The 17,379-nt window shown below is 63.4% G+C and carries 23 protein-coding genes; 11 read left to right on the top strand and 12 right to left on the bottom strand.

What is annotated here, in order from left to right; all coding sequences use genetic code 11:
• Positions 1–23: 23 nt before the first annotated feature.
• Positions 24–362 (bottom strand): DUF3565 domain-containing protein, encoded by a 339-nt coding sequence (locus tag AC07Y9_RS12850; RefSeq protein ID WP_081002212.1) that lies wholly within the window; start codon positions 360–362, stop codon positions 24–26.
• On the opposite strand from AC07Y9_RS12850, the gene AC07Y9_RS12845 reads away from it, so the two are divergent.
• The 3 genes from AC07Y9_RS12845 (at position 331) to AC07Y9_RS12835 (ending at position 2,744) form a co-directional block, all read left to right on the top strand.
• Positions 331–816 carry an FKBP-type peptidyl-prolyl cis-trans isomerase gene (locus AC07Y9_RS12845; RefSeq protein ID WP_007929845.1) on the top strand — a complete coding sequence of 162 codons (486 nt, stop codon included), beginning with the start codon at positions 331–333 and terminating at the stop codon, positions 814–816. The two genes, AC07Y9_RS12850 and AC07Y9_RS12845, sit on opposite strands and share 32 nt — an antisense overlap.
• 135 nt (positions 817–951) lie before the next feature.
• Positions 952–1,434, top strand: a complete 483-nt coding sequence (locus tag AC07Y9_RS12840; protein ID WP_009042206.1) for a glutathione peroxidase — start codon at positions 952–954, stop codon at positions 1,432–1,434.
• Positions 1,435–1,640: 206 nt separating this feature from the next.
• Positions 1,641–2,744 carry an NADH:flavin oxidoreductase gene (locus tag AC07Y9_RS12835; RefSeq protein WP_102678627.1) on the top strand — a complete coding sequence of 368 codons (1,104 nt, stop codon included), beginning with the start codon at positions 1,641–1,643 and terminating at the stop codon, positions 2,742–2,744.
• Positions 2,745–2,830: 86 nt separating this feature from the next.
• Here the strand turns inward: AC07Y9_RS12835 and AC07Y9_RS12830 are convergent, their stop codons facing one another.
• Entirely contained in the window at positions 2,831–4,030 is a 1,200-nt protein-coding gene (locus AC07Y9_RS12830; RefSeq protein ID WP_102678626.1) for a glycosyltransferase family 4 protein, read from the bottom strand.
• A 40-nt stretch (positions 4,031–4,070) separates the two neighbouring features.
• On the bottom strand, positions 4,071–4,826 hold the full coding sequence (gene cysZ / locus AC07Y9_RS12825; protein WP_087091266.1) for a sulfate transporter CysZ: 756 nt from the start codon (positions 4,824–4,826) through the stop codon (positions 4,071–4,073).
• A 312-nt stretch (positions 4,827–5,138) separates the two neighbouring features.
• On the opposite strand from cysZ, the gene trxB reads away from it, so the two are divergent.
• Entirely contained in the window at positions 5,139–6,095 is a 957-nt protein-coding gene (trxB, locus tag AC07Y9_RS12820) for a thioredoxin-disulfide reductase (protein ID WP_007929833.1), read from the top strand.
• 165 nt (positions 6,096–6,260) lie between these two features.
• On the opposite strand, the gene AC07Y9_RS12815 is transcribed toward trxB, so the two are convergent.
• From AC07Y9_RS12815 to AC07Y9_RS12790, 6 genes are all read right to left on the bottom strand, one after another.
• Complete coding sequence (locus tag AC07Y9_RS12815) at positions 6,261–6,599, bottom strand: HopJ type III effector protein (RefSeq protein WP_173679749.1); 339 nt, start codon at positions 6,597–6,599, stop codon at positions 6,261–6,263.
• Positions 6,592–6,888 (bottom strand): DUF1244 domain-containing protein, encoded by a 297-nt coding sequence (locus tag AC07Y9_RS12810; protein ID WP_053259666.1) that lies wholly within the window; start codon positions 6,886–6,888, stop codon positions 6,592–6,594. The genes AC07Y9_RS12815 and AC07Y9_RS12810 overlap by 8 nt, the downstream gene beginning before the upstream one ends.
• 94 nt (positions 6,889–6,982) lie before the next feature.
• Positions 6,983–7,354, bottom strand: coding sequence for a dihydroneopterin triphosphate 2'-epimerase (folX, locus tag AC07Y9_RS12805; RefSeq protein WP_007929829.1), 372 nt, complete (start codon positions 7,352–7,354; stop codon positions 6,983–6,985).
• 2 nt (positions 7,355–7,356) lie between these two features.
• A complete protein-coding gene (folE, locus tag AC07Y9_RS12800; RefSeq protein ID WP_007929828.1) occupies positions 7,357–7,917 on the bottom strand; it encodes a GTP cyclohydrolase I FolE in 561 nt (186 codons plus the stop codon).
• A gap of 21 nt (positions 7,918–7,938) precedes the next feature.
• Positions 7,939–8,649, bottom strand: coding sequence for a dihydromonapterin reductase (gene folM, locus AC07Y9_RS12795; protein WP_007929827.1), 711 nt, complete (start codon positions 8,647–8,649; stop codon positions 7,939–7,941).
• Positions 8,650–8,811: 162 nt separating this feature from the next.
• Positions 8,812–9,384 carry an antibiotic biosynthesis monooxygenase gene (locus AC07Y9_RS12790; RefSeq protein WP_102678624.1) on the bottom strand — a complete coding sequence of 191 codons (573 nt, stop codon included), beginning with the start codon at positions 9,382–9,384 and terminating at the stop codon, positions 8,812–8,814.
• Between the two features lie 213 nt (positions 9,385–9,597).
• Between AC07Y9_RS12790 and AC07Y9_RS12785 the strand changes: the two genes are divergently transcribed.
• Positions 9,598–10,557: a MerR family transcriptional regulator gene (locus tag AC07Y9_RS12785; protein ID WP_102678623.1), complete on the top strand. Its 960-nt coding sequence runs from the start codon at positions 9,598–9,600 to the stop codon at positions 10,555–10,557.
• A gap of 31 nt (positions 10,558–10,588) precedes the next feature.
• Here the strand turns inward: AC07Y9_RS12785 and AC07Y9_RS12780 are convergent, their stop codons facing one another.
• Both AC07Y9_RS12780 and AC07Y9_RS12775 read right to left on the bottom strand, forming a co-directional pair.
• Positions 10,589–11,194 (bottom strand): hypothetical protein, encoded by a 606-nt coding sequence (locus AC07Y9_RS12780; protein WP_102678622.1) that lies wholly within the window; start codon positions 11,192–11,194, stop codon positions 10,589–10,591.
• Between the two features lie 55 nt (positions 11,195–11,249).
• Positions 11,250–11,723: a PAS domain-containing protein gene (locus AC07Y9_RS12775; RefSeq protein WP_102678621.1), complete on the bottom strand. Its 474-nt coding sequence runs from the start codon at positions 11,721–11,723 to the stop codon at positions 11,250–11,252.
• 156 nt (positions 11,724–11,879) lie between these two features.
• On the opposite strand from AC07Y9_RS12775, the gene AC07Y9_RS12770 reads away from it, so the two are divergent.
• Positions 11,880–12,335, top strand: coding sequence for a flavodoxin (locus tag AC07Y9_RS12770; protein ID WP_053259670.1), 456 nt, complete (start codon positions 11,880–11,882; stop codon positions 12,333–12,335).
• On the opposite strand, the gene AC07Y9_RS12765 is transcribed toward AC07Y9_RS12770, so the two are convergent.
• Positions 12,316–13,212: a LysR family transcriptional regulator gene (locus AC07Y9_RS12765; protein ID WP_007929807.1), complete on the bottom strand. Its 897-nt coding sequence runs from the start codon at positions 13,210–13,212 to the stop codon at positions 12,316–12,318. The two genes, AC07Y9_RS12770 and AC07Y9_RS12765, sit on opposite strands and share 20 nt — an antisense overlap.
• A 110-nt stretch (positions 13,213–13,322) precedes the next feature.
• Between AC07Y9_RS12765 and AC07Y9_RS12760 the strand changes: the two genes are divergently transcribed.
• The 5 genes from AC07Y9_RS12760 (at position 13,323) to AC07Y9_RS12740 (ending at position 17,350) form a co-directional block, all read left to right on the top strand.
• The gene (locus AC07Y9_RS12760) at positions 13,323–13,709 is read left to right on the top strand and encodes a CidA/LrgA family protein (RefSeq protein WP_102678620.1); all 387 of its coding nucleotides are present in this window, start codon (positions 13,323–13,325) and stop codon (positions 13,707–13,709) included.
• Positions 13,699–14,385, top strand: a complete 687-nt coding sequence (locus AC07Y9_RS12755) for an LrgB family protein (RefSeq protein ID WP_007929805.1) — start codon at positions 13,699–13,701, stop codon at positions 14,383–14,385. Before AC07Y9_RS12760 ends, AC07Y9_RS12755 begins: the two co-directional genes overlap by 11 nt.
• A 154-nt stretch (positions 14,386–14,539) precedes the next feature.
• Positions 14,540–15,322 (top strand): class II aldolase/adducin family protein, encoded by a 783-nt coding sequence (locus AC07Y9_RS12750; protein ID WP_053259672.1) that lies wholly within the window; start codon positions 14,540–14,542, stop codon positions 15,320–15,322.
• Positions 15,322–16,224 carry an alpha/beta fold hydrolase gene (locus tag AC07Y9_RS12745; protein WP_087091273.1) on the top strand — a complete coding sequence of 301 codons (903 nt, stop codon included), beginning with the start codon at positions 15,322–15,324 and terminating at the stop codon, positions 16,222–16,224. The genes AC07Y9_RS12750 and AC07Y9_RS12745 overlap by 1 nt, the downstream gene beginning before the upstream one ends.
• Before the next feature lie 214 nt (positions 16,225–16,438).
• On the top strand, positions 16,439–17,350 hold the full coding sequence (locus AC07Y9_RS12740) for an SDR family oxidoreductase (protein WP_007929802.1): 912 nt from the start codon (positions 16,439–16,441) through the stop codon (positions 17,348–17,350).
• Positions 17,351–17,379 lie beyond the last annotated feature (29 nt).

Below are 17,379 nucleotides of genomic sequence, written 5' to 3'. Positions count from 1 at the left end.
ATGTTTACTGCTCTACCGGAAATTCAGGCGCCAAGGTTAGCGCTAACCGAGCCTTGTGCGCACCAACCGCAGGCAAAGGGCTGGCCTATTTTTTCCGCACGCTTGAGCGGATCCAGGATCCAGGCCCGGGATTGCCAGGGCGGCTGGTGGCGCAGGTGCTGGGTATGGCCACAGGACAGCTCGACGACCCAGTGGCCGTCTTCATCCTGATGAAAGCCGACGATCGTCGAGCCTGGCGTCAGGTTCCGTTTGTCCGGGTTCCGTTCGCTTTCGGGCGATTGCTTCGCTAAACTTGGACGTTCTTCATTCTTATGCAAAAGGTCTCGCCCCATGCTGATCGCCGCCAACAAGGCTGTCTCCATCGACTATACCCTCACCAACGACGCTGGTGAGGTCATCGACAGCTCCGCCGGCGGCGCACCGCTGGTCTACCTGCATGGCGCAGGAAACATCATTCCAGGCCTGGAAAAGGCCCTGGAAGGCAAGAACGTCGGCGACGAGCTGAGCGTTGCCGTTGAGCCGGAAGATGCCTACGGCGAATACGCCGCCGAACTGGTCAGCACCCTGAGCCGCAGCATGTTCGAAGGCGTCGACGAACTGGAAGTGGGCATGCAGTTCCACGCTTCCGCTCCGGACGGCCAGATGCAGATCGTCACCATCCGCGACCTGGACGGCGACGACGTGACCGTCGACGGCAACCACCCGCTGGCCGGCCAGCGCCTGAACTTCAAGGTCAAGGTTGTCGACATCCGTGACGCCAGCCAGGAAGAAATCGCCCATGGCCACGTCCATGGCGAAGGTGGCCATCACCACTGATTTCTGCGCTAAGCTCAAGTCTGACTGGAGAGGCGCCCGAGGGCGCCTTTTTAGTCGGCGGCTTTTATCGCCGGGCAACAGGCGGTACTGTCGAGTGGCTGTTTTCTGCAAGAACACGGGAATTTGGAGTTCGTCATGAGTGCTTTTCACGACCTTAAATTGAAAGCCCTGGATGGTCAGGAGCTACCGCTCGCGCCTTTCAAGGGGCACGTCGTGCTGGTGGTCAACGTCGCCTCCAAGTGTGGTCTGACACCACAATACGCGGCGCTGGAGAACCTCTACCAGCAATACAAAGGCCAGGGGTTCAGTGTGCTGGGCCTGCCGTGTAATCAGTTCGCCGGGCAGGAGCCAGGCTCCGAGCAGGAGATCCAGGAATTCTGCAGCCTCAATTACGGGGTGACCTTTCCGTTGAGCAGCAAGCTGGACGTCAACGGTCCGGAGCGCCATCAGTTGTACCGTCTGCTGGCGGGCGAAGGGGCGGAGTTCCCGGGCGACATCACCTGGAATTTCGAGAAATTCCTGCTGGGCAAGGACGGCCGCGTCCTGGCGCGTTTCTCCCCACGCACCGCGCCCGACGATTCGACGGTCATCCAGGCCATCGAAAAAGCCTTGAGCTGAATCTGCACGCCGGGCCCCGCTGCCCGGCCGGTTTTACCGCGCGTTCGCGCACCTTCGCTTTCCTCCGCTTTGGCACCTTAATCACCCCGATCAATAGTGCTGGGCGTTGCCTGGAGCACGGAATATTATCGCCATCATAAGGCCGTCGATGTACCCGCCCGACTTGCCATTCCCCGCGATTAAGACCGTCAGCCCTGGAGTACCGCATGCCCGTTCAAGCCTTGTTCAAACCCTTTCAGCTGGGTGCCCTGGAGCTGTCGAGCCGGGTGGTGATGGCGCCGATGACCCGCTCGTTTTCCCCGGGTGGCGTGCCGAACTCGAAAGTCATCGAGTACTACCGTCGTCGCGCCGCGGCCGGGGTCGGCCTGATCATCACCGAAGGCACCACGGTCGGGCACAAGGCCTCCAACGGCTATCCGAACGTTCCGCGCTTTTATGGCGAAGCGGCCCTGGCCGGCTGGAAGAAGGTGGTGGACGCGGTGCACGCCGAAGGCGGCAAGATCGTTCCGCAGCTGTGGCATGTGGGCAATGTGCGCCGCCTGGGCACCGAGCCGGACGCCAGCGTGCCGGGTTACGGCCCGTCGGAAAAACTCAAGGATGGCCAGGTGGTGGTCCACGGCATGACCCGGGACGACATCGGCGAAGTGATTGCCGCCTTCGCCCAGGCCGCCAAGGATGCCCAGGACATCGGCATGGACGGCGTGGAGATCCACGGTGCCCACGGTTACCTGGTCGACCAGTTCTTCTGGGAGGGCAGCAACCAGCGTACCGACGAGTACGGTGGCGACCTGGCCCAGCGTTCGCGGTTTGCCATCGAGCTGATCCAAGCCGTGCGCGCCGCGGTGGGCCCAGGCTTCCCGATCATCTTCCGTTTTTCGCAGTGGAAGCAGCAGGACTACAGCGCCCGCCTGGTCCAAACCTCCGAGGCCCTGGGCGAGTTCCTCAAGCCGCTGGCGGACGCTGGCGTGGACATCTTCCACTGCTCCACCCGGCGTTTCTGGGAGCCGGAGTTCGAGGGTTCCGAGCTGAACCTGGCCGGCTGGACCCGTCAGCTCACCGGCAAGCCGACCATTACCGTGGGCAGCGTCGGCCTCGACGGCGAGTTCCTGCAGTTCATGGTCAACACCGACAAGGTCGCGCAGCCGGCGAGCCTGGAAAAGCTCCTGGAGCGTCTGAACAACGATGAGTTCGACCTGGTGGCGGTAGGTCGCGCGTTGCTGGTGGACCCGGACTGGGCGCAGAAGGTGCGGGACGGTCGCGAGCAGGACATCCTGCCGTTCAGCCGTGAGGCGTTGATGACGCTGGTCTAAGAGCGGCCTCTGGAAACGCTATCGCGAGCAAGCTCGCTCCTACAACGGGCACTGTCTATGTAGGAGCGAGCTTGCTCGCGATGTTTTCAGGGCAACAACCGCCCCTCAGGCACCACCACTTCTTCCGTGCAAGCGCCACGCAGCTGGGTTTCAAACTGCTCGATGATCGCCGCCCAGCCCTGGCGGCTGGCGTGCTGGCGGGCATTGAGGCGCACCCGGCGCAAGGTCTCGGGATCTTCCAGCAGCCAGCTGGCGGCATCGCAGAACGCGCATTCGTCCCCGGGCATCGCCAGCACACCGTTGTAGCCATGGCGAATATGCTGGGCCGCCGCGGCCTGGTCGTAGGCCACCACGGCCAGCCCCGAGGCCAGGGCCTCGAGCACCACGTTGCCGAAGGTTTCGGTCAGGCTCGGGAACAGGAACAGATCCCCCGACGCGTAGTGACTGGCCAGTGCTTCGCCGCGTTGCGAGCCGCAGAACACCGCGTCCGGCAACTCCCTCTGCAGGACCGCGCGTTGCGGGCCATCGCCCACCACGATCAATTTCATGGACTGCTGTGGATAAGTGTCCTGCAGCTGAGCGAAGCAGCGTTTGAGCAGGCCCAGGTTTTTCTCCGGCGCCAGGCGGCCAACGTGAATCACCGCGATATCGTCGTTGCCCAGGCCCCAGCCTTGGCGCAGTTCGTTGAGGCGCTTGGCCGGGTGGAACAGCTGGCTGTCGACCCCGCGCGACAGCAGCGCCAGGCGTTCGAAGTTGCGCCGCTCCAGCTCCAGGCGCTGGCTGGCGCTGGGCACCAGGGTCAGCTTGGAGCGGTTGTGGAACCAGCGCAGGTAGTGGGTCAACAGGCGGGTCAGCAAACCCAGGCCGTACTGGCTGGAGTACTGCTGGAAGTTGGTGTGGAAACCGCTGACCACGGAAATCCCCAGGCGCCGCGCCGCCCGCAGCGCGGACAGGCCCAGCGGGCCCTCGGTGGCGATGTACAGCACATCCGGGCGATGACGTTTCCAGCGCCGCAACAGCTTGTGCATCGACGACTGGCCCCATTGCAGCCCCGGATAACCCGGCAGCGGCCAGCCACGGCACAGCAGCAGACCTTCGTCGCTGATCCGGCTCTGATCGGCGCCCTGACGTGGGCGGATCAGTTCCACCTGGTGTCCACGGGCGCGCAATCCATCGCACAGGCGGCCAAGGGTATTGGCCACGCCATTGATTTCCGGTGGGAAGGTTTCGGTGATCAGAGTGATATGCAGAGCTGTCGTCATGGCCTCAGTTTCAACCGAGGCCATGTCGTCATTGTGACGTTGCGATGATGGATTTGTGACCCGCTCAGCGCTGCTGGGTCACCAGGCTTTCCGCGCCGCGCTCACTCACCCAGAACAGCGTCGCCCCGGCCACCGCCGCCGGCATCATCAGGATGTTGACCACCGGGATCAGCAGCACCAGATAGACGATCCCGCCAAAGCTCATGCTCTGCCAGCGCTTTTCCCGTAGCCAGGCGAGCATCTCGTTCCAGCCCAGCTTGTGGTTGTCCGCCGGGTAGTCGATGTACTGGATCGCCATCATCCATACGCCGAACAGCAGCCACAGCGGCGCGGCCACCAGGTTCACCACCGGGATGAAGGACAGGATGAACAGGCCGATGGCCCGCGGCAGGAAATAACCCAGCTTGCGCATTTCCCGGGCCAGGGTGCGCGGGATCATGGCCAGCAGTTCGGCCCAGCTGAAGGGCGGGAAATCGTCGGTGCCACGGACCACCACTTCGACTTTCTCCGCGAGAAACCCGTTGAAGGGCGCGGCAATCACGTTGGCCAGCATGGTGAAGGTGAAAAACACCATCAGCAGCACCAGCACCACGAACAGCGGCCAGAGGATGTAGCTGAGAAAGCTCAGCCAGTCCGGCAGGGACGGCATCAGGGTGTCGACCCACAGGCTGAACTGATGGCCGGCGAAATAGATCAATCCGACGAACAGCACCAGGTTGATGGCCAGGGGCAAAAGGACGAACAGACGCAGGCCGGGGCTGAGCACCAGCTTGAGGCCTTCGCGCAGGTATTGCGGGCCGGACAGAACGGGGGCGGGCATAGGGAGCTCCGTGCAGGGGGAAAACGCGCCGACCTTACCGGCTTTGCCCCACCGGCGAAAGCGCGGTCGTTAGGTCGACATCAACTGTAACAAAGGCGCCGGTAAATACGCCGATACAGGATAGAGACCTCCTATGAGCTGGATTGTTAAACCGTATTTCCTTAATCTTCGCCCCCTCTATACGCTGCACCCATTATTTTTCGGACGGGCGAACCTGAAGCCTTCCCCAAGTGCTTTCGCCGTCCTTTTTTATTCCAGCCGGCAATCCGGCGTTCCGCGCCAGTGATCCGGGCCGGTCGATAGGAGTGAGTCATGTCTGATGTACGTCATTCGCGTGTGATTATTCTCGGTTCCGGCCCTGCCGGTTACAGCGCCGCGGTCTATGCCGCCCGCGCCAACCTGAAGCCGCTGCTGATTACCGGCATGCAGGCCGGCGGTCAGCTGACCACCACCACCGAAGTCGACAACTGGCCGGGCGACGTCCACGGCCTGACCGGCCCGGCGCTGATGGAGCGCATGCGTGAACACGCCGAGCGTTTCGAGACCGAAATCGTCTTCGATCACATCAATGCCGTGGACTTCGCCGCCAAGCCTTACACCCTGACCGGTGACAGCGCGACCTACACCTGCGACGCCTTGATCATCGCCACCGGCGCCAGCGCCCGTTACCTGGGCCTGCCTTCGGAGGAAGCGTTCATGGGCAAGGGCGTGTCGGCCTGCGCGACCTGCGACGGTTTCTTCTATCGCAACAAGCCAGTGGCCGTGGTCGGTGGCGGCAACACTGCTGTCGAAGAAGCCCTGTACCTGGCCAACATCGCCAGCAAGGTCACCCTGATCCACCGTCGCGATACCTTCCGCGCCGAGAAGATCCTGATCGACAAGCTCAATGCCCGGGTTGCCGAAGGCAAGATCGAACTCAAGCTGAACGCCAACCTGGACGAAGTGCTGGGCGACAACATGGGTGTCACCGGCGCGCGGCTGAAGAACAACGATGGCAGTTTCGACGAAATCAAGGTCGACGGTGTGTTCATCGCTATTGGCCACACCCCGAACACTTCGCTGTTCGAAGGCCAGCTGGAGCTGAAGGACGGCTACCTGGTCGTGCAGGGCGGCCGTGAAGGCAATGCCACCGCTACCAGCATCGCAGGCATCTTCGCCGCCGGCGACGTGGCCGACCACGTGTACCGCCAGGCCATTACCTCGGCCGGCGCCGGTTGCATGGCCGCCCTGGACACCGAGCGTTACCTGGACGACCTGCAGAACGCTTGATTCTCAGACCGTTGCAATGAAAAAACCGGCCCAGGCCGGTTTTTTTGTGTCTGTTGTTTCCGTAGGAGCGAGCGGGCGGCGATCCGACTTGCCCGCGATAGGCTCCACGCGGTCTATCTGCAGCACCGCGTTGTCTGGATCGCGGGCAAGCCTCGCTCCTACAGGTCAGCGGCGCCTGAGTGGCTGCTGGGCAAACTTCACACCCGCCAGGCCATGGGCGATCAGCGCGCGGATATTGCCGTGGTCGCTGCCTTCAGGGGTCGCCAGCACCGAGCGGTAATGCTCGCCGAACGCCAACAGCGCTTCCTCGTCGCTCAAGCCTTCCAGCAGGGCCAGGCCCAGGGTCTTGCACGAACCTTCGTTCTGCCCGGCGGCGTTTTCCACGCCACCGTTGTTGAAGGCTTGTGGCTGGTAGTCGTAGCCGGCGGCGATAAAGGCCAGGGTGTCGGCGAAGGCGTGCTCGCCGCTCTTGAGGCTGGCGCGCAGGGTGTTCAGGTCAGTCATGGGGTTTTCCTTTGGCGAACGCCGCTTGCTGCTCGGCGCTGGCTTCTTTCTGGTAGAGGTTCTTCCACTCGGCGTAGGGCATGCCATACACCACTTCACGGGCGTCATCGAGGCTGACCTCGATCTGGCGCTCGTCGGCCTCGGCCTTGTACCACTTGGACAGGCAGTTGCGGCAGAAGCCGGCGAGGTTCATCAGGTCGATGTTCTGCACGTCCTTGCGGCTGTCCAGGTGCGCGACCAGGCGGCGGAAGGCGGCGGCTTCGAGTTCCAGGCGTTGTTGGGGGGTCATAGGTCTCTCTGAGACAGCTTCAAGTGGCAAGCTTCAAGCTGCAAGATGGATTGCGGTGGCTGGAAGTTTACAGCTTGAAGCTTGCCGCTTGTAGCTAGCGGCTCGCTGCAAGCGTGATCGATACCGACTCGGCGAAACGCAGGGCGTGGGGTTTGTCGACTTCGACCTCGGCGTACAGCACCGATTCGTTGGCCATGATCAGATCGAGGATTTCCTGGGTCAGGCGCTCGAGCAGGGCAAAGCGGTTGCCCTCCACGTGGGCGATGATTGCCTTGGTGATGGTGCGGTAGTTCAGCGCATGGTCGATGTCGTTGTCGCGCACGGCTTCTTGCGCGGCATACAGGATGGTCAGGTTGATCAGCACATCCTGCTTGTTGAGGATCTCGTCTTCGTTGATTCCGATGAAGGTCCGCAGGCACAGGTCCTTGACCCGGATGCGAGCCATTCCTGGCTGAAGTTGTGGCATTGCTACTTGCTCCGTCCGATCAATTGCAGGAATTCCTGGCGCGTGGTGCTCGAATCGCGAAAGGCGCCGAGCATCACCGAAGTGTGCATGGTCGAGTTCTGCTTCTCGACACCGCGCATCATCATGCACATGTGCTGGGCTTCGACGACCACCGCGACGCCGGCGGCCTGGGTTACCCGCTGCACCGCGTCGGCGATTTCCCGCGTGAGGTTTTCCTGGATCTGCAGGCGGCGGGCGAACATGTCGACGATCCGGGCGATCTTCGACAGGCCCAGCACCTTGCCGGTGGGAATATAAGCCACATGGGCCTTGCCGATGAAGGGCAGCAGGTGATGTTCGCACAGGGAATAGAGTTCGATGTCGGCGACTATGACCATTTCATCGTTGTCGGAGGCGAACAGCGCGCCATTGACCACCTCGTCCACCGACTGGCTATAGCCATGACACAGGTACTGCATGGCCTTGGCCGCGCGTTGCGGGGTGTCGAGCAGGCCTTCGCGCTCGGGGTCTTCGCCGAGACCCTTGAGGATCTCGCGGTAGTGCTGGGGCAGGGAAAGCGTCATGCAACGTCCTCGCGGGAAGCCTTACTTGAGGTGCCGCCCGCCGTTGACGGTCAGGGTCGTGCCGGTGACATAAGGGTTGTCGAGCAGATAACGCAGGCTCTGGTAGACCACCTCGCAACCGGGTTCGATGCCCAGGGCGGACTTGGCCAGGGCCTTGGCGCGGTACGCCGCGTCGTCGTCGGGATTGAACATTAACAGAGCCGGGGCGATGCCGTTGACCTTGATTGTCGGGGCATATTTCGCCGCGAAGGACAGGGTCAGGCTGTCGAGGCCGGCCTTGGTGGCGCAATAGGCGATGTGCTTGCTGCTGCCGCGGCGCGTGACGTCGTCGCCGATGTGCACGATGTCGGCGGGGCTGGAGCGCCGCAGCAGGTCGGCGCAATGCAGGTTGATCAGGTAGGGCGCGAGCATGTGCACGCTGAACATGTCGGCGAAGGCCGCGCTTTCCTGGCCGGGCGTTTCCTCCAGCCATTGCGAGGCGTTGTGCACGATCGCCCGCAGGCTGTCGGTGTGCTCGTGCAATTGGCTGATGAAGGCCTGGATCCCGGCTTCGCTGGAAAAGTCAGCGAACAGGGCTATCGCGCCACGCTCGCGCAAGGCCTGCACGCCGGGGCGTTCGGTGCGATAGCTGATGATCACCCGGTGACCGTCTTCCAGCAGGCGCAATGCGCAATGCAGGCCGACACGCTGGCCGGCGCCGGTGATCAGGATCGGGGCAGGGGAAGTAGTCATGAACGGCTCGCGTCGCAGGTAGAGCAAAACTATACCAGCGCGGGGCGGGGTTCGCCCAAGCCGCTGCAGGAGCGAGCGGGCGGCGATCCGACTTGCCCGCGATGATGGCGCCGCGGTCTGTCTGGCAGACCGCGTTATCGCTCATCACCGGCGAGCCGGCTGCTAGATGTGGCTCTGTGGGGAAGGTGCTGCCGGCAGCGGACGGGGCGGCGTGCTATTCAGCCACCCGGACAACAGGCGGGTGGACAGTGGAATGAACCAGTAGACCATCAGCGGCGTCAGGGCCAGGGTGCTGACGAGCACCCGCGGCGCCAGGCTGAGTTCGCCCAGCAACGGGCTGAGGATGAAGTTGAAGATCAGCGACACCGGGAAGAACGCCAGCCAGATGGCCACCGCCTGCTTCCAGCGCGGAGGGCGCTGGCCGGCCGCGCCGAACCAACCGTCGATGCCGCTGACCCGGTGTTCATGGGGATGGGCGAACAGGTCGCTGCCGCGGGCCAGCCAGGCGGTGCGCGAGGCGGAGTGCTCCCAGACGTGCAGGGTCTGCTCGTCGGCGAAGCGGAAGATGATCTGGAATTCGTCATCGTCGGGCGGCGGAGCGAGCACGCCGGAGCCGAGATAACCAGGGAAGTCGGTGGCCAATTGTTCGCCTTCGCGCAGCCAGGCGATCAGGTCCTGGTAACGGCCATCGGCGACACGCCGGGCGACCATCAGGGTGACGGGTGAGGTAGACATTATGTATCTCCGTAAAACCAATGCGCTGCCTGGGTAAGGCCGTACGCCGGACGCAGCACCGGGGTGTTGGGCTGCGTCGTGAAAGCAAGCAAGGATTATTCCTGATTGTGACAAATACACCAGAGGCAGCGGTCGATTCGCCCTGTGTTGAAGAACTGTCACCGATGGGGAGTAGAATGGCCGTCACTTTATCCATCGGTGTTTTCTGCCCAGATGCCCGTTATTACTGAACTTTCCCGCCCGACACAGCCCCTCGACCAACCCTCGCAGGACGATCTGTTTCCAATCCGGGAAGTTTCACGGCTCACGGGGATCAACCCGGTGACCCTGCGGGCCTGGGAGCGTCGTTATGGATTGATCCAGCCGACGCGCACCGAGAGTGGGCACCGTTTGTATTCGATGCACGATGTCGAGACGGTCCGCGAGATCCTCGGCTGGATCGATCGAGGTGTCGCGGTCGGCAAGGTCGGCAAGATCCTCGCCAAGACCCGGGCCGCCCGCGAGGCGCCGCAGGCCATGCCGGGCGACAGCGCATCGGGCGATTACCTGCAGTGGCAGGGGCAACTCAAGCGGGCGGTCGGCGGCTTCGACGAGCCGCACCTGGAGCGGCTGTACGGCCAGATCTTCGCCAGCTATTCATTGTCGGTGGTGTTCCAGGACATCCTGATGCCGTTCTGGCGGCAGCTGGCGCAGTACCAGGAACCTTACGGCCACACCAGCGAATGGCTGTTCTTCGATCACTTCCTGCGTTCGCGGCTCTCCCAGCGCCTGCTGTTACAGCGCGGCCAAGCGCTGCGCCCGGTGCTGCTGGCGGCGCTTGCCGGGCAATGCCGGGAGCTGGAATTGCTGGTGGCGGCGCTGATGCTGGGCAGTGCCGAGTTGGAAGTCCGGGTGTTGGCGCTGGGGCAGCCGTTCGACGAGCTGACCCTGGTCTGCGAGAAGATCAAGCCCCAGGCGCTGGTGCTGTTTTCCAATCACGCGCCGGCGCCGGAGCTGCCTCGACGCTTGAACCGCCTGGCGCTGACCCTGGGGTGTCCACTGATGCTGGCGGGAGATGTCGCCGAGCTGGCCCAGGACAGCCTGAGCGCTTCGCCGGTGGGCTGCCTGGGGAGTGACGGGCGTTTGATGATGCAGCGCCTGCGGCAGTTTCTCAGCGGTACGCTCGATACCTGAACTCATGCCCAGGCAGCCAAAAGCTGCGATTTCAGATGTGCAGGTTGGGGTGTGCCAGGCGGTGCTGTTGCAGGATGAACTGGCGCAGGCGCTCGGTTTCATCCGTGTCGCTCTGGTTCAACCGATAGGCATAGAAACCGGCGTCGGTCTGGCGTTCGAGGCGGCCGCGCAGGGCGATGCGCTCGTAACCCGATGGGCTGAACCACTGGGCGAACTGCTTTGGCGCTTTGGCCCGGTTGCGGATTTCCAGCAACACGCTGTTGAACGACACCTCATGCACCCACAGCGCAGTGGGCTGCCCCTTGGCGTTTTCCAAGGCCACCGGCTCCGCCAGCGTCAGGCGCCAGGGGCGGACCCTCGGCCCATCCTCGAAGATGCTCGGCACGCCCAGGCGCAGATGCAGCGCGTGGAACTCGTCTTCCACCAGGTGCAGGGGAAAGGTCATCTGCTGGTTTTCAAAGTGCGCCTGAATGGTCACTTGCTCATTGGCCGCCAGGCGGGTGAGCAGGTCGCGGATCTGTGAGCCCCCATTCACCAGCAGGCTCGAGTTCGCATCCCGCATGTTGAGTTGCGGGTTGTGCTGCATGGTCTGAATGAAGTCCAGTTCATCCTGGGTGAGGAGAGCGTCACGGCGCATGATGTTGCTCGAAGGGGAAGGTGACAAAATCATTGGTGATTAAGCGTACTGACAACTAATTCGACATCTTGTTAGAGCCGCTCGTCGCCTGGAAAGCGGCGAGTTCCGCGCGGGTTTCGGCCAGCTCCTTTTCCACCTGCGCCAGCCGTTGCTGGGCCTTGACCTGGGCCGTCACATCTTTCTGCACCCCGACAAAATAGGTCAACTGGTCGCTTTCGTTGAACACCGGGGTGATCGACAGTTCGTTCCAGAAGTGACTGCCGTCCTTGCGGTAGTTGCGCAGCACCTGGCGGCAGGGCTGGCCGCTATCCAAGGCCTGGCGAATCAGCGGGATTGCCGGCTGGTCCCGGTCGCCCGACTGGAGAAAGCGGCAATCCTGGTACAGCACCTCGTCGGCGCTGTAGCCGGTGAGCCGTTCGAACGCCGGGTTCACGTAGATGATGATGTTGTCTTCGCCTTCCTGTTCGGCAACGACGATCCCGTCGTTGGAGGCGTTGATCACCAGTTGCAGCAGATGGGCGTTGATCATCGGAGGCTTTCCGCAGTCGATCGGCAGATGGCGGCAATTCTAAGACATGGCGCGAAGCTGTCCACTGGCCATTATGGGTAAATCGCGCTACAAGGCTGGATTTTTTCGCGCAACTGTTAATATCCCAGTCTTTTACTCAGCTTCAGGATCAGATTGATGAAAGTCGCCATCCTTTCCGGCTCGGTGTACGGCACGGCTGAAGAAGTCGCCCGGCACGCCGCCAAACTCCTCAATGCCGCAGGTTTCGAGGCCTGGCACAACCCGCGTGCGACCCTGGCGGATGTCCAGGCGTTCGGCCCCGAGGCGTTCCTGGCCGTGACCTCGACCACCGGCATGGGCGAGTTGCCGGACAACCTGCTGCCGCTGTATTCGGCCATTCGCGATCAACTGCCGGCGGCCTGGCGCGGTTTGCCCGGCGCGGTGATCGGCCTGGGCGATTCGAGCTATGGCGACACCTTCTGTGGCGGTGGCGAGCAAATGCGCGAGCTGTTCGCCGAACTGGGCGTGCGTGAAGTGCTGGCAATGCTGCGCCTGGACGCCAGCGAAAGCGTGACCCCGGAAACCGACGCCGAGCCTTGGCTGGCCGAGTTGATCAGCGCTCTGCGCGGCTGACCGGACGCTCGCGCAAAAGCGCCAGCCAGGCTTGCGCGGCCTTGGACAGATAGGCGCCCTGGCGCCAGATGAAGGCGATGTCCCAACGCAGGTAGTCGGGCGCTTGCAGCGTCAGGCGTACCACGCCGGGCCGCACCAGGCCGCGCGCCACCACGCTGGGCAACAGCACCACGCCTTGCCCGGCGGCCACCAGGGCGGCGAGAAAGTCCGCCTGGCCGCTGCGCCCACCTTCCTTCGGGGTGAACCCCACCTGCTGACAGGCCTGCAGCAGCCGGTCGTTGAGCACGAAACTGCGCTGATAAAGCAGGAACGGCGTGTCCGCCAGTTCCTCCAGGCGCACCTGGGCCTTGATCGCCAGTGGATGATCGGCCGGTAGCAAGGCATCCAGCGGTTCGTCGCAGAAAGGCTGGTAAGCGAAGGTCGGGTCCTTGGGCGTCAGGCTGCCGCCGATCTCCAGTTCCCCGTTGAGCACCGCCTGCTCGATGTTCAGGCTGCCGCCTTCAAGCAACTGCACGCTGATGTTCGGGTAGCGCCTGCGGTACTCGGCGAACAGGCCGGCGAACAGTGCGTCGCTGCCCAGCAGGGGCAGGCCCAGGCGCAATTCCCCACGGGCCAACAGGCTCAGGTCGTCCAGCTCGCTGAGCAACTCATTGCGCAGGCGCAGCATGCCTTCGGCGCGTTGCAGCACCACGCTGCCGGCGGCGGTGAGATGAATGTGCGAGCCCTGGCGATCCAGCAATGGCGTGCCCAGGCTCTGCTCCAGCTGGGCGATCTGCTTGCTCACCGCCGACTGGCTGATGTGCAGGGTCTTGGCGGCCTGGGTGAAACCGCCCTGGTGAATCACTTCGACAAAACTGCGCAGTTGTTTGAAGTCCATGTTTTGGGTCCGTGCTCTTAATTCCATTCTGGAATGGCTTCCAGTCTAACAATTCGCTTCGGTGATGGCAGGCGCTTGCCTAAAATGCAGGCCTGCGAGGACCGAATTCCATGAACGCTTCCACCTTCAAACACTTGGGTCGCCTGTTATCCGAACTGGCGGTGTTGCTGGCTATTTATCTGTTCGGCTGCCAGCTGGCCGGGTGGCTGGCGTGGCCGATTCCTGGCGGGGTGATCGGCCTGGCCCTGCTGTTGCTGGCGTTCGCCCTGGGCTGGGTCAAGCCGGCGGCGCTGCAAATGGGCGCGGGCCTGCTGATGGCCGAGATGCTGCTGTTCTTCATTCCGGCCCTGATGAGCCTGCTGGACTACGGCGGCCTGCTGCGCCAGGACGGCTGGCGGATCCTGCTGGTGATTGGCGTCAGTACGCTGATGGTGATGCTGGTCACCGCGTTCACGGTGGAATGGGTGTGCCGTTGGAGAATGCGCCATGACGCTTGAACCCATGCCGATGTTCTGGCTGCTGCTGACGCTCGCGGCCTATCTGTTCAGCCGCTGGATCTACCGGCGCACCGGGCGCTACCTGCTGTCGCCGCTGATCCTGGTGCCGGCCCTGCTGTTGGCGATCGCCGTGCCGCTGCACACCGCCTATGCCGAATACGCCGCCAATACCCATTGGCTGATGCTGGTGCTGGGGCCGGTCACCGTGGCTTTCGCAGTGCCGATCTGGCAGCAGCGGCAACTGTTGGCGCGGCATTGGTCGGCCTTGCTCCTGGGCATGCTGGCCGGCAGCGCGGCGTCCATCGCCAGCTCCTTCGGCCTGGCGCGGGTGCTGGCCCTGGACAGCTCGGTGACCCTGTCGCTGGTGCCGCGTTCGATCACCACGCCCTTCGCCATGCCGCTGGCCCATGACCTGGGCGGCGTGCCCGAACTGACGGCGGTGTTCGTGATGTTCACCGGGGTGTTCGGCGCCATGCTCGGCGGTGTCCTGCTCAAGTGGCTGCCGCTGCGCAGCGCCCTGGCTCGCGGTGCTTTGTTCGGGGTCGGCGCCCACGGCGCGGGGGTCAGCCGCGCCCATGAAGTCGGCGGCGAAGAGGGCTCGGTGGCTGGGTTGGTGATGGTCCTCACGGGCCTGCTGAACCTGTTCGCCGCCCCTTTATTGGCGTCGTTGCTTTGACGTTTGACCTGTGCCGATTGCAACTAAAATAACCACTGACCCGCTCGGTCAGTAAGCTGGCTGCCAAGGCAACTACCTGAACCCAAGGGGCTGACTAGACTGATCCCCACGTCCAAAAAATAATAAAAAAACTGCCGTCACTGAGGTCCTTGCCGTGAGCCTATCCTCCGTTCAATCGACATCGAGTGTGAAAGACCAGGTCAGCACCGCCGAATGGCAAACCCGCGTCGACCTGGCCGCCTGCTACCGCCTGGTGGCGATGCATGGCTGGGACGATCTGATCTTCACCCACATCTCCGCCAAGGTCCCTGGCACCGAAGATTTCCTGATCAACCCGTTCGGCCTGATGTTCCATGAGATCACAGCCTCCAGCCTGGTGAAGGTCGACCAGGCCGGCAACAAGCTGATGGACAGCCCCTACGAGATCAACCCCGCCGGCTACACCATCCACAGCGCCGTGCACGAAGTGCGGCACGATGTGGCCTGTGTGCTGCACACCCACACCGCGGCCGGGGTCGCGGTGTCCGCGCAGCAGCAGGGGGTGTTGCCCATCAGCCAGCAGTCGCTGTTCGTGCTGTCGAGCCTGGCCTATCACGCCTATGAGGGCGTGGCCCTGAACCACGAGGAAAAGGCCCGGCTGCAGGCCGACCTCGGCGACAGCAATTTCCTGATGCTGCACAACCACGGTCTGCTGACCTGTGGCGGCACCATCGCCGACACCTTCCTGATGATGTTCACCTTCCAGCGCGCCTGCGAGATCCAGGTGCTGGCGCAGAACGGTGCGGCGCAACTGATCGCCATCGAGCCGCAGATTCTGGCCGGGGCCAAGGCGATGATCGCCGGGGTCACCAAAAGCGCTCAAGGCATGGGCGGCGCGCTGGCATGGCCGGCACTGCTGCGCAAACTCGATAAACAAGACGCGGGTTATAAACTCTGATGCCTATGGCCGAGATTCCTCTGTGCGTGTGGCGCAAGCGCGGACATAGCTTCGCGTTTCGCGGCCATGCCATTCGCTACTGGACCGCGGGGCAGGGCGAGCCGCTGCTGCTGATCCATGGTTTTCCCACCGCCGCCTGGGACTGGCATTACCTGTGGCAGCCCCTGGCGCAGCGCTATCGGGTGATCGCCTGCGACATGCTGGGGTTTGGCGATTCGGCCAAGCCGCGGGACCACGAGTACAGCCTGCTGGAACAGGCGGACCTGCAGCAGGCCTTGCTCGAGCATCTGGGGATCGATAGCCCCGTGCATCTGCTGGCCCACGACTATGGCGACAGCGTCGCCCAGGAAATGCTCGCCCGGCACTACGAAGAGCGTTGCAACATGGCCAGCTGTGTGTTCCTCAACGGCGGCCTGTTCCCGGAAACCCATCGCCCGGTGCTGACGCAGAAGCTGCTGCTCAGCCCGCTGGGCTGGATGCTCGGCCGCGCCTTCAGCCGTGAGGGCCTGGCCAAGAGTTTCAGCCAGATTTTCGGCCCGCAGACCCGGCCCAGCGAAAGCGTGCTGGATGACTTCTGGAGCCTGGTGGAGGCCAATAACGGCCCGCGGATCCTGCATAAATTGATCGGCTACATTCCCGAGCGCCGGGTGCAGCGCGACCGTTGGGTGAGTGCGATGCAGCGCGGCGAGGTGCCGCTACGGGTGATCGACGGCGCGGTGGATCCGATTTCCGGGGCGCACATGGTCGAGCGCTACTGCCAACTGATCCCCGCCCCGGATACCGTGCTGCTGGCCGGGATCGGTCACTACCCGCAGACCGAGGCCCCGGTCCAGGTGCTCAAGCATTATCTGGCCTTTCGCGAAAGCCTGGAGTTTCCACCGCGAAAACTGGCCTGCTCCTGAGCGCCCCGCGCTGTCCGTAGCTACCGCGGTTCTGCGGCCTTGGCCTGTGCATGCCAGACGCCGATGCGGCCCACGCCGTCGTTCCCCCTCGATCATCCCCCTGCCTTATTGCGCACCATTCAGCTTCAGCCGTGTTTATTGTGACCACCAGCCGCCTGCCTGACACTCGAAGCCATTGTCCGTCTGTTGTCCATCTGGCCTGTGGGAGTTCGGTATGAGTGAGTCTGTGCGCTTCGAGAATAAAGTCGTGATCGTCACCGGTGCCGGCGGCGGTCTGGGGCAGGCTCATGCATTGCTGTTCGCCCGGCACGGGGCGAAGGTCCTGGTCAACGACCTGGGCGGTTCGACCCAGGGCGAGGGCGCCAATGCCTCGGCGGCCGACCGGGTGGTGGCGCAGATTCGCGAAGCCGGCGGCATCGCCGAGGCTAACCACGATTCGGTGACCGACGGCGACAAGATCGTGCAGAACGCCCTGGATGCCTTCGGCCGGGTGGATGTGGTGGTGAACAACGCCGGCATCTTGCGCGACAAGACCTTCCACAAGATGGAAGACGCCGATTGGGACCTGGTGTACCGCGTCCATGTCGAAGGCGCCTACAAGGTGACCCGCGCCGCCTGGCCGCACATGCGCGAGCAGGGTTATGGCCGGGTGATCTTCACCGCGTCCACCTCCGGCATCTACGGCAACTTCGGCCAGTCCAACTACGGCATGGCCAAGCTCGGCCTCTACGGCCTGACCCGCACCCTGGCCATCGAAGGCCGCAAGAACAACATCCTGGTCAACGCCATCGCGCCAACCGGCGGCACGCGGATGACCGAAGGGCTGATCCCGCCCCAGGTGTTCGAGCAACTCAAGCCGGAGCTGGTCAGCCCGCTGGTGGTGTACCTGGGCAGCGAGAACTGCCAGGAGACATCGGGCCTGTTCGAGGTCGGTGGCGGCTGGATGGGCAAGGTGCGCTGGGAGCGCAGCCTGGGCCTGGGCTTCGATCCGCGTGAAGGTTTTTCCCCGGAAGATGTCGCCGCCCACTGGCAGCAGATCTGCGACTTCGAAGGCGCGGCGCACCCCAAGGACAACATCGAAGCCTTGAAAGAGATGATGCAGAACCTGCAGAAATACGCGATCTGAAGGCTTCCCCCAGCCAAGCTTGCACCGTC

The sequence above is a fragment of the Pseudomonas sp. GW456-L12 genome (assembly GCF_059424045.1).
This window is presented reverse-complemented; position numbering and strand designations above follow the sequence as displayed.

Bases quoted from the DNA above. Each gene is read 5' to 3' on its own strand.
- AC07Y9_RS12810 (WP_053259666.1), bottom strand. From the start codon at position 6,888: ATGACCCCCCAACAACGCCTGGAACTCGAAGCCGCCGCCTTCCGCCGC.
- AC07Y9_RS12755 (WP_007929805.1), top strand. From the start codon at position 13,699: ATGACGCTTGAACCCATGCCGATGTTCTGGCTGCTGCTGACGCTCGCG.
- AC07Y9_RS12780 (WP_102678622.1), bottom strand. From the start codon at position 11,194: ATGCGCCGTGACGCTCTCCTCACCCAGGATGAACTGGACTTCATTCAG.
- AC07Y9_RS12760 (WP_102678620.1), top strand. From the start codon at position 13,323: ATGAACGCTTCCACCTTCAAACACTTGGGTCGCCTGTTATCCGAACTG.
- AC07Y9_RS12840 (WP_009042206.1), top strand. From the start codon at position 952: ATGAGTGCTTTTCACGACCTTAAATTGAAAGCCCTGGATGGTCAGGAG.
- AC07Y9_RS12845 (WP_007929845.1), top strand. From the start codon at position 331: ATGCTGATCGCCGCCAACAAGGCTGTCTCCATCGACTATACCCTCACC.
- AC07Y9_RS12745 (WP_087091273.1), top strand. From the start codon at position 15,322: ATGCCTATGGCCGAGATTCCTCTGTGCGTGTGGCGCAAGCGCGGACAT.
- AC07Y9_RS12835 (WP_102678627.1), top strand. From the start codon at position 1,641: ATGCCCGTTCAAGCCTTGTTCAAACCCTTTCAGCTGGGTGCCCTGGAG.
- AC07Y9_RS12850 (WP_081002212.1), bottom strand. From the start codon at position 362: ATGGAGACAGCCTTGTTGGCGGCGATCAGCATGGGGCGAGACCTTTTG.
- folX (WP_007929829.1), bottom strand. From the start codon at position 7,354: ATGCCACAACTTCAGCCAGGAATGGCTCGCATCCGGGTCAAGGACCTG.
- AC07Y9_RS12775 (WP_102678621.1), bottom strand. From the start codon at position 11,723: ATGATCAACGCCCATCTGCTGCAACTGGTGATCAACGCCTCCAACGAC.
- folE (WP_007929828.1), bottom strand. From the start codon at position 7,917: ATGACGCTTTCCCTGCCCCAGCACTACCGCGAGATCCTCAAGGGTCTC.
- folM (WP_007929827.1), bottom strand. From the start codon at position 8,649: ATGACTACTTCCCCTGCCCCGATCCTGATCACCGGCGCCGGCCAGCGT.
- AC07Y9_RS12765 (WP_007929807.1), bottom strand. From the start codon at position 13,212: ATGGACTTCAAACAACTGCGCAGTTTTGTCGAAGTGATTCACCAGGGC.
- AC07Y9_RS12830 (WP_102678626.1), bottom strand. From the start codon at position 4,030: ATGGCCTCGGTTGAAACTGAGGCCATGACGACAGCTCTGCATATCACT.
- AC07Y9_RS12740 (WP_007929802.1), top strand. From the start codon at position 16,439: ATGAGTGAGTCTGTGCGCTTCGAGAATAAAGTCGTGATCGTCACCGGT.
- AC07Y9_RS12785 (WP_102678623.1), top strand. From the start codon at position 9,598: ATGCCCGTTATTACTGAACTTTCCCGCCCGACACAGCCCCTCGACCAA.
- trxB (WP_007929833.1), top strand. From the start codon at position 5,139: ATGTCTGATGTACGTCATTCGCGTGTGATTATTCTCGGTTCCGGCCCT.
- AC07Y9_RS12770 (WP_053259670.1), top strand. From the start codon at position 11,880: ATGAAAGTCGCCATCCTTTCCGGCTCGGTGTACGGCACGGCTGAAGAA.
- cysZ (WP_087091266.1), bottom strand. From the start codon at position 4,826: ATGCCCGCCCCCGTTCTGTCCGGCCCGCAATACCTGCGCGAAGGCCTC.
- AC07Y9_RS12815 (WP_173679749.1), bottom strand. From the start codon at position 6,599: ATGACTGACCTGAACACCCTGCGCGCCAGCCTCAAGAGCGGCGAGCAC.
- AC07Y9_RS12790 (WP_102678624.1), bottom strand. From the start codon at position 9,384: ATGTCTACCTCACCCGTCACCCTGATGGTCGCCCGGCGTGTCGCCGAT.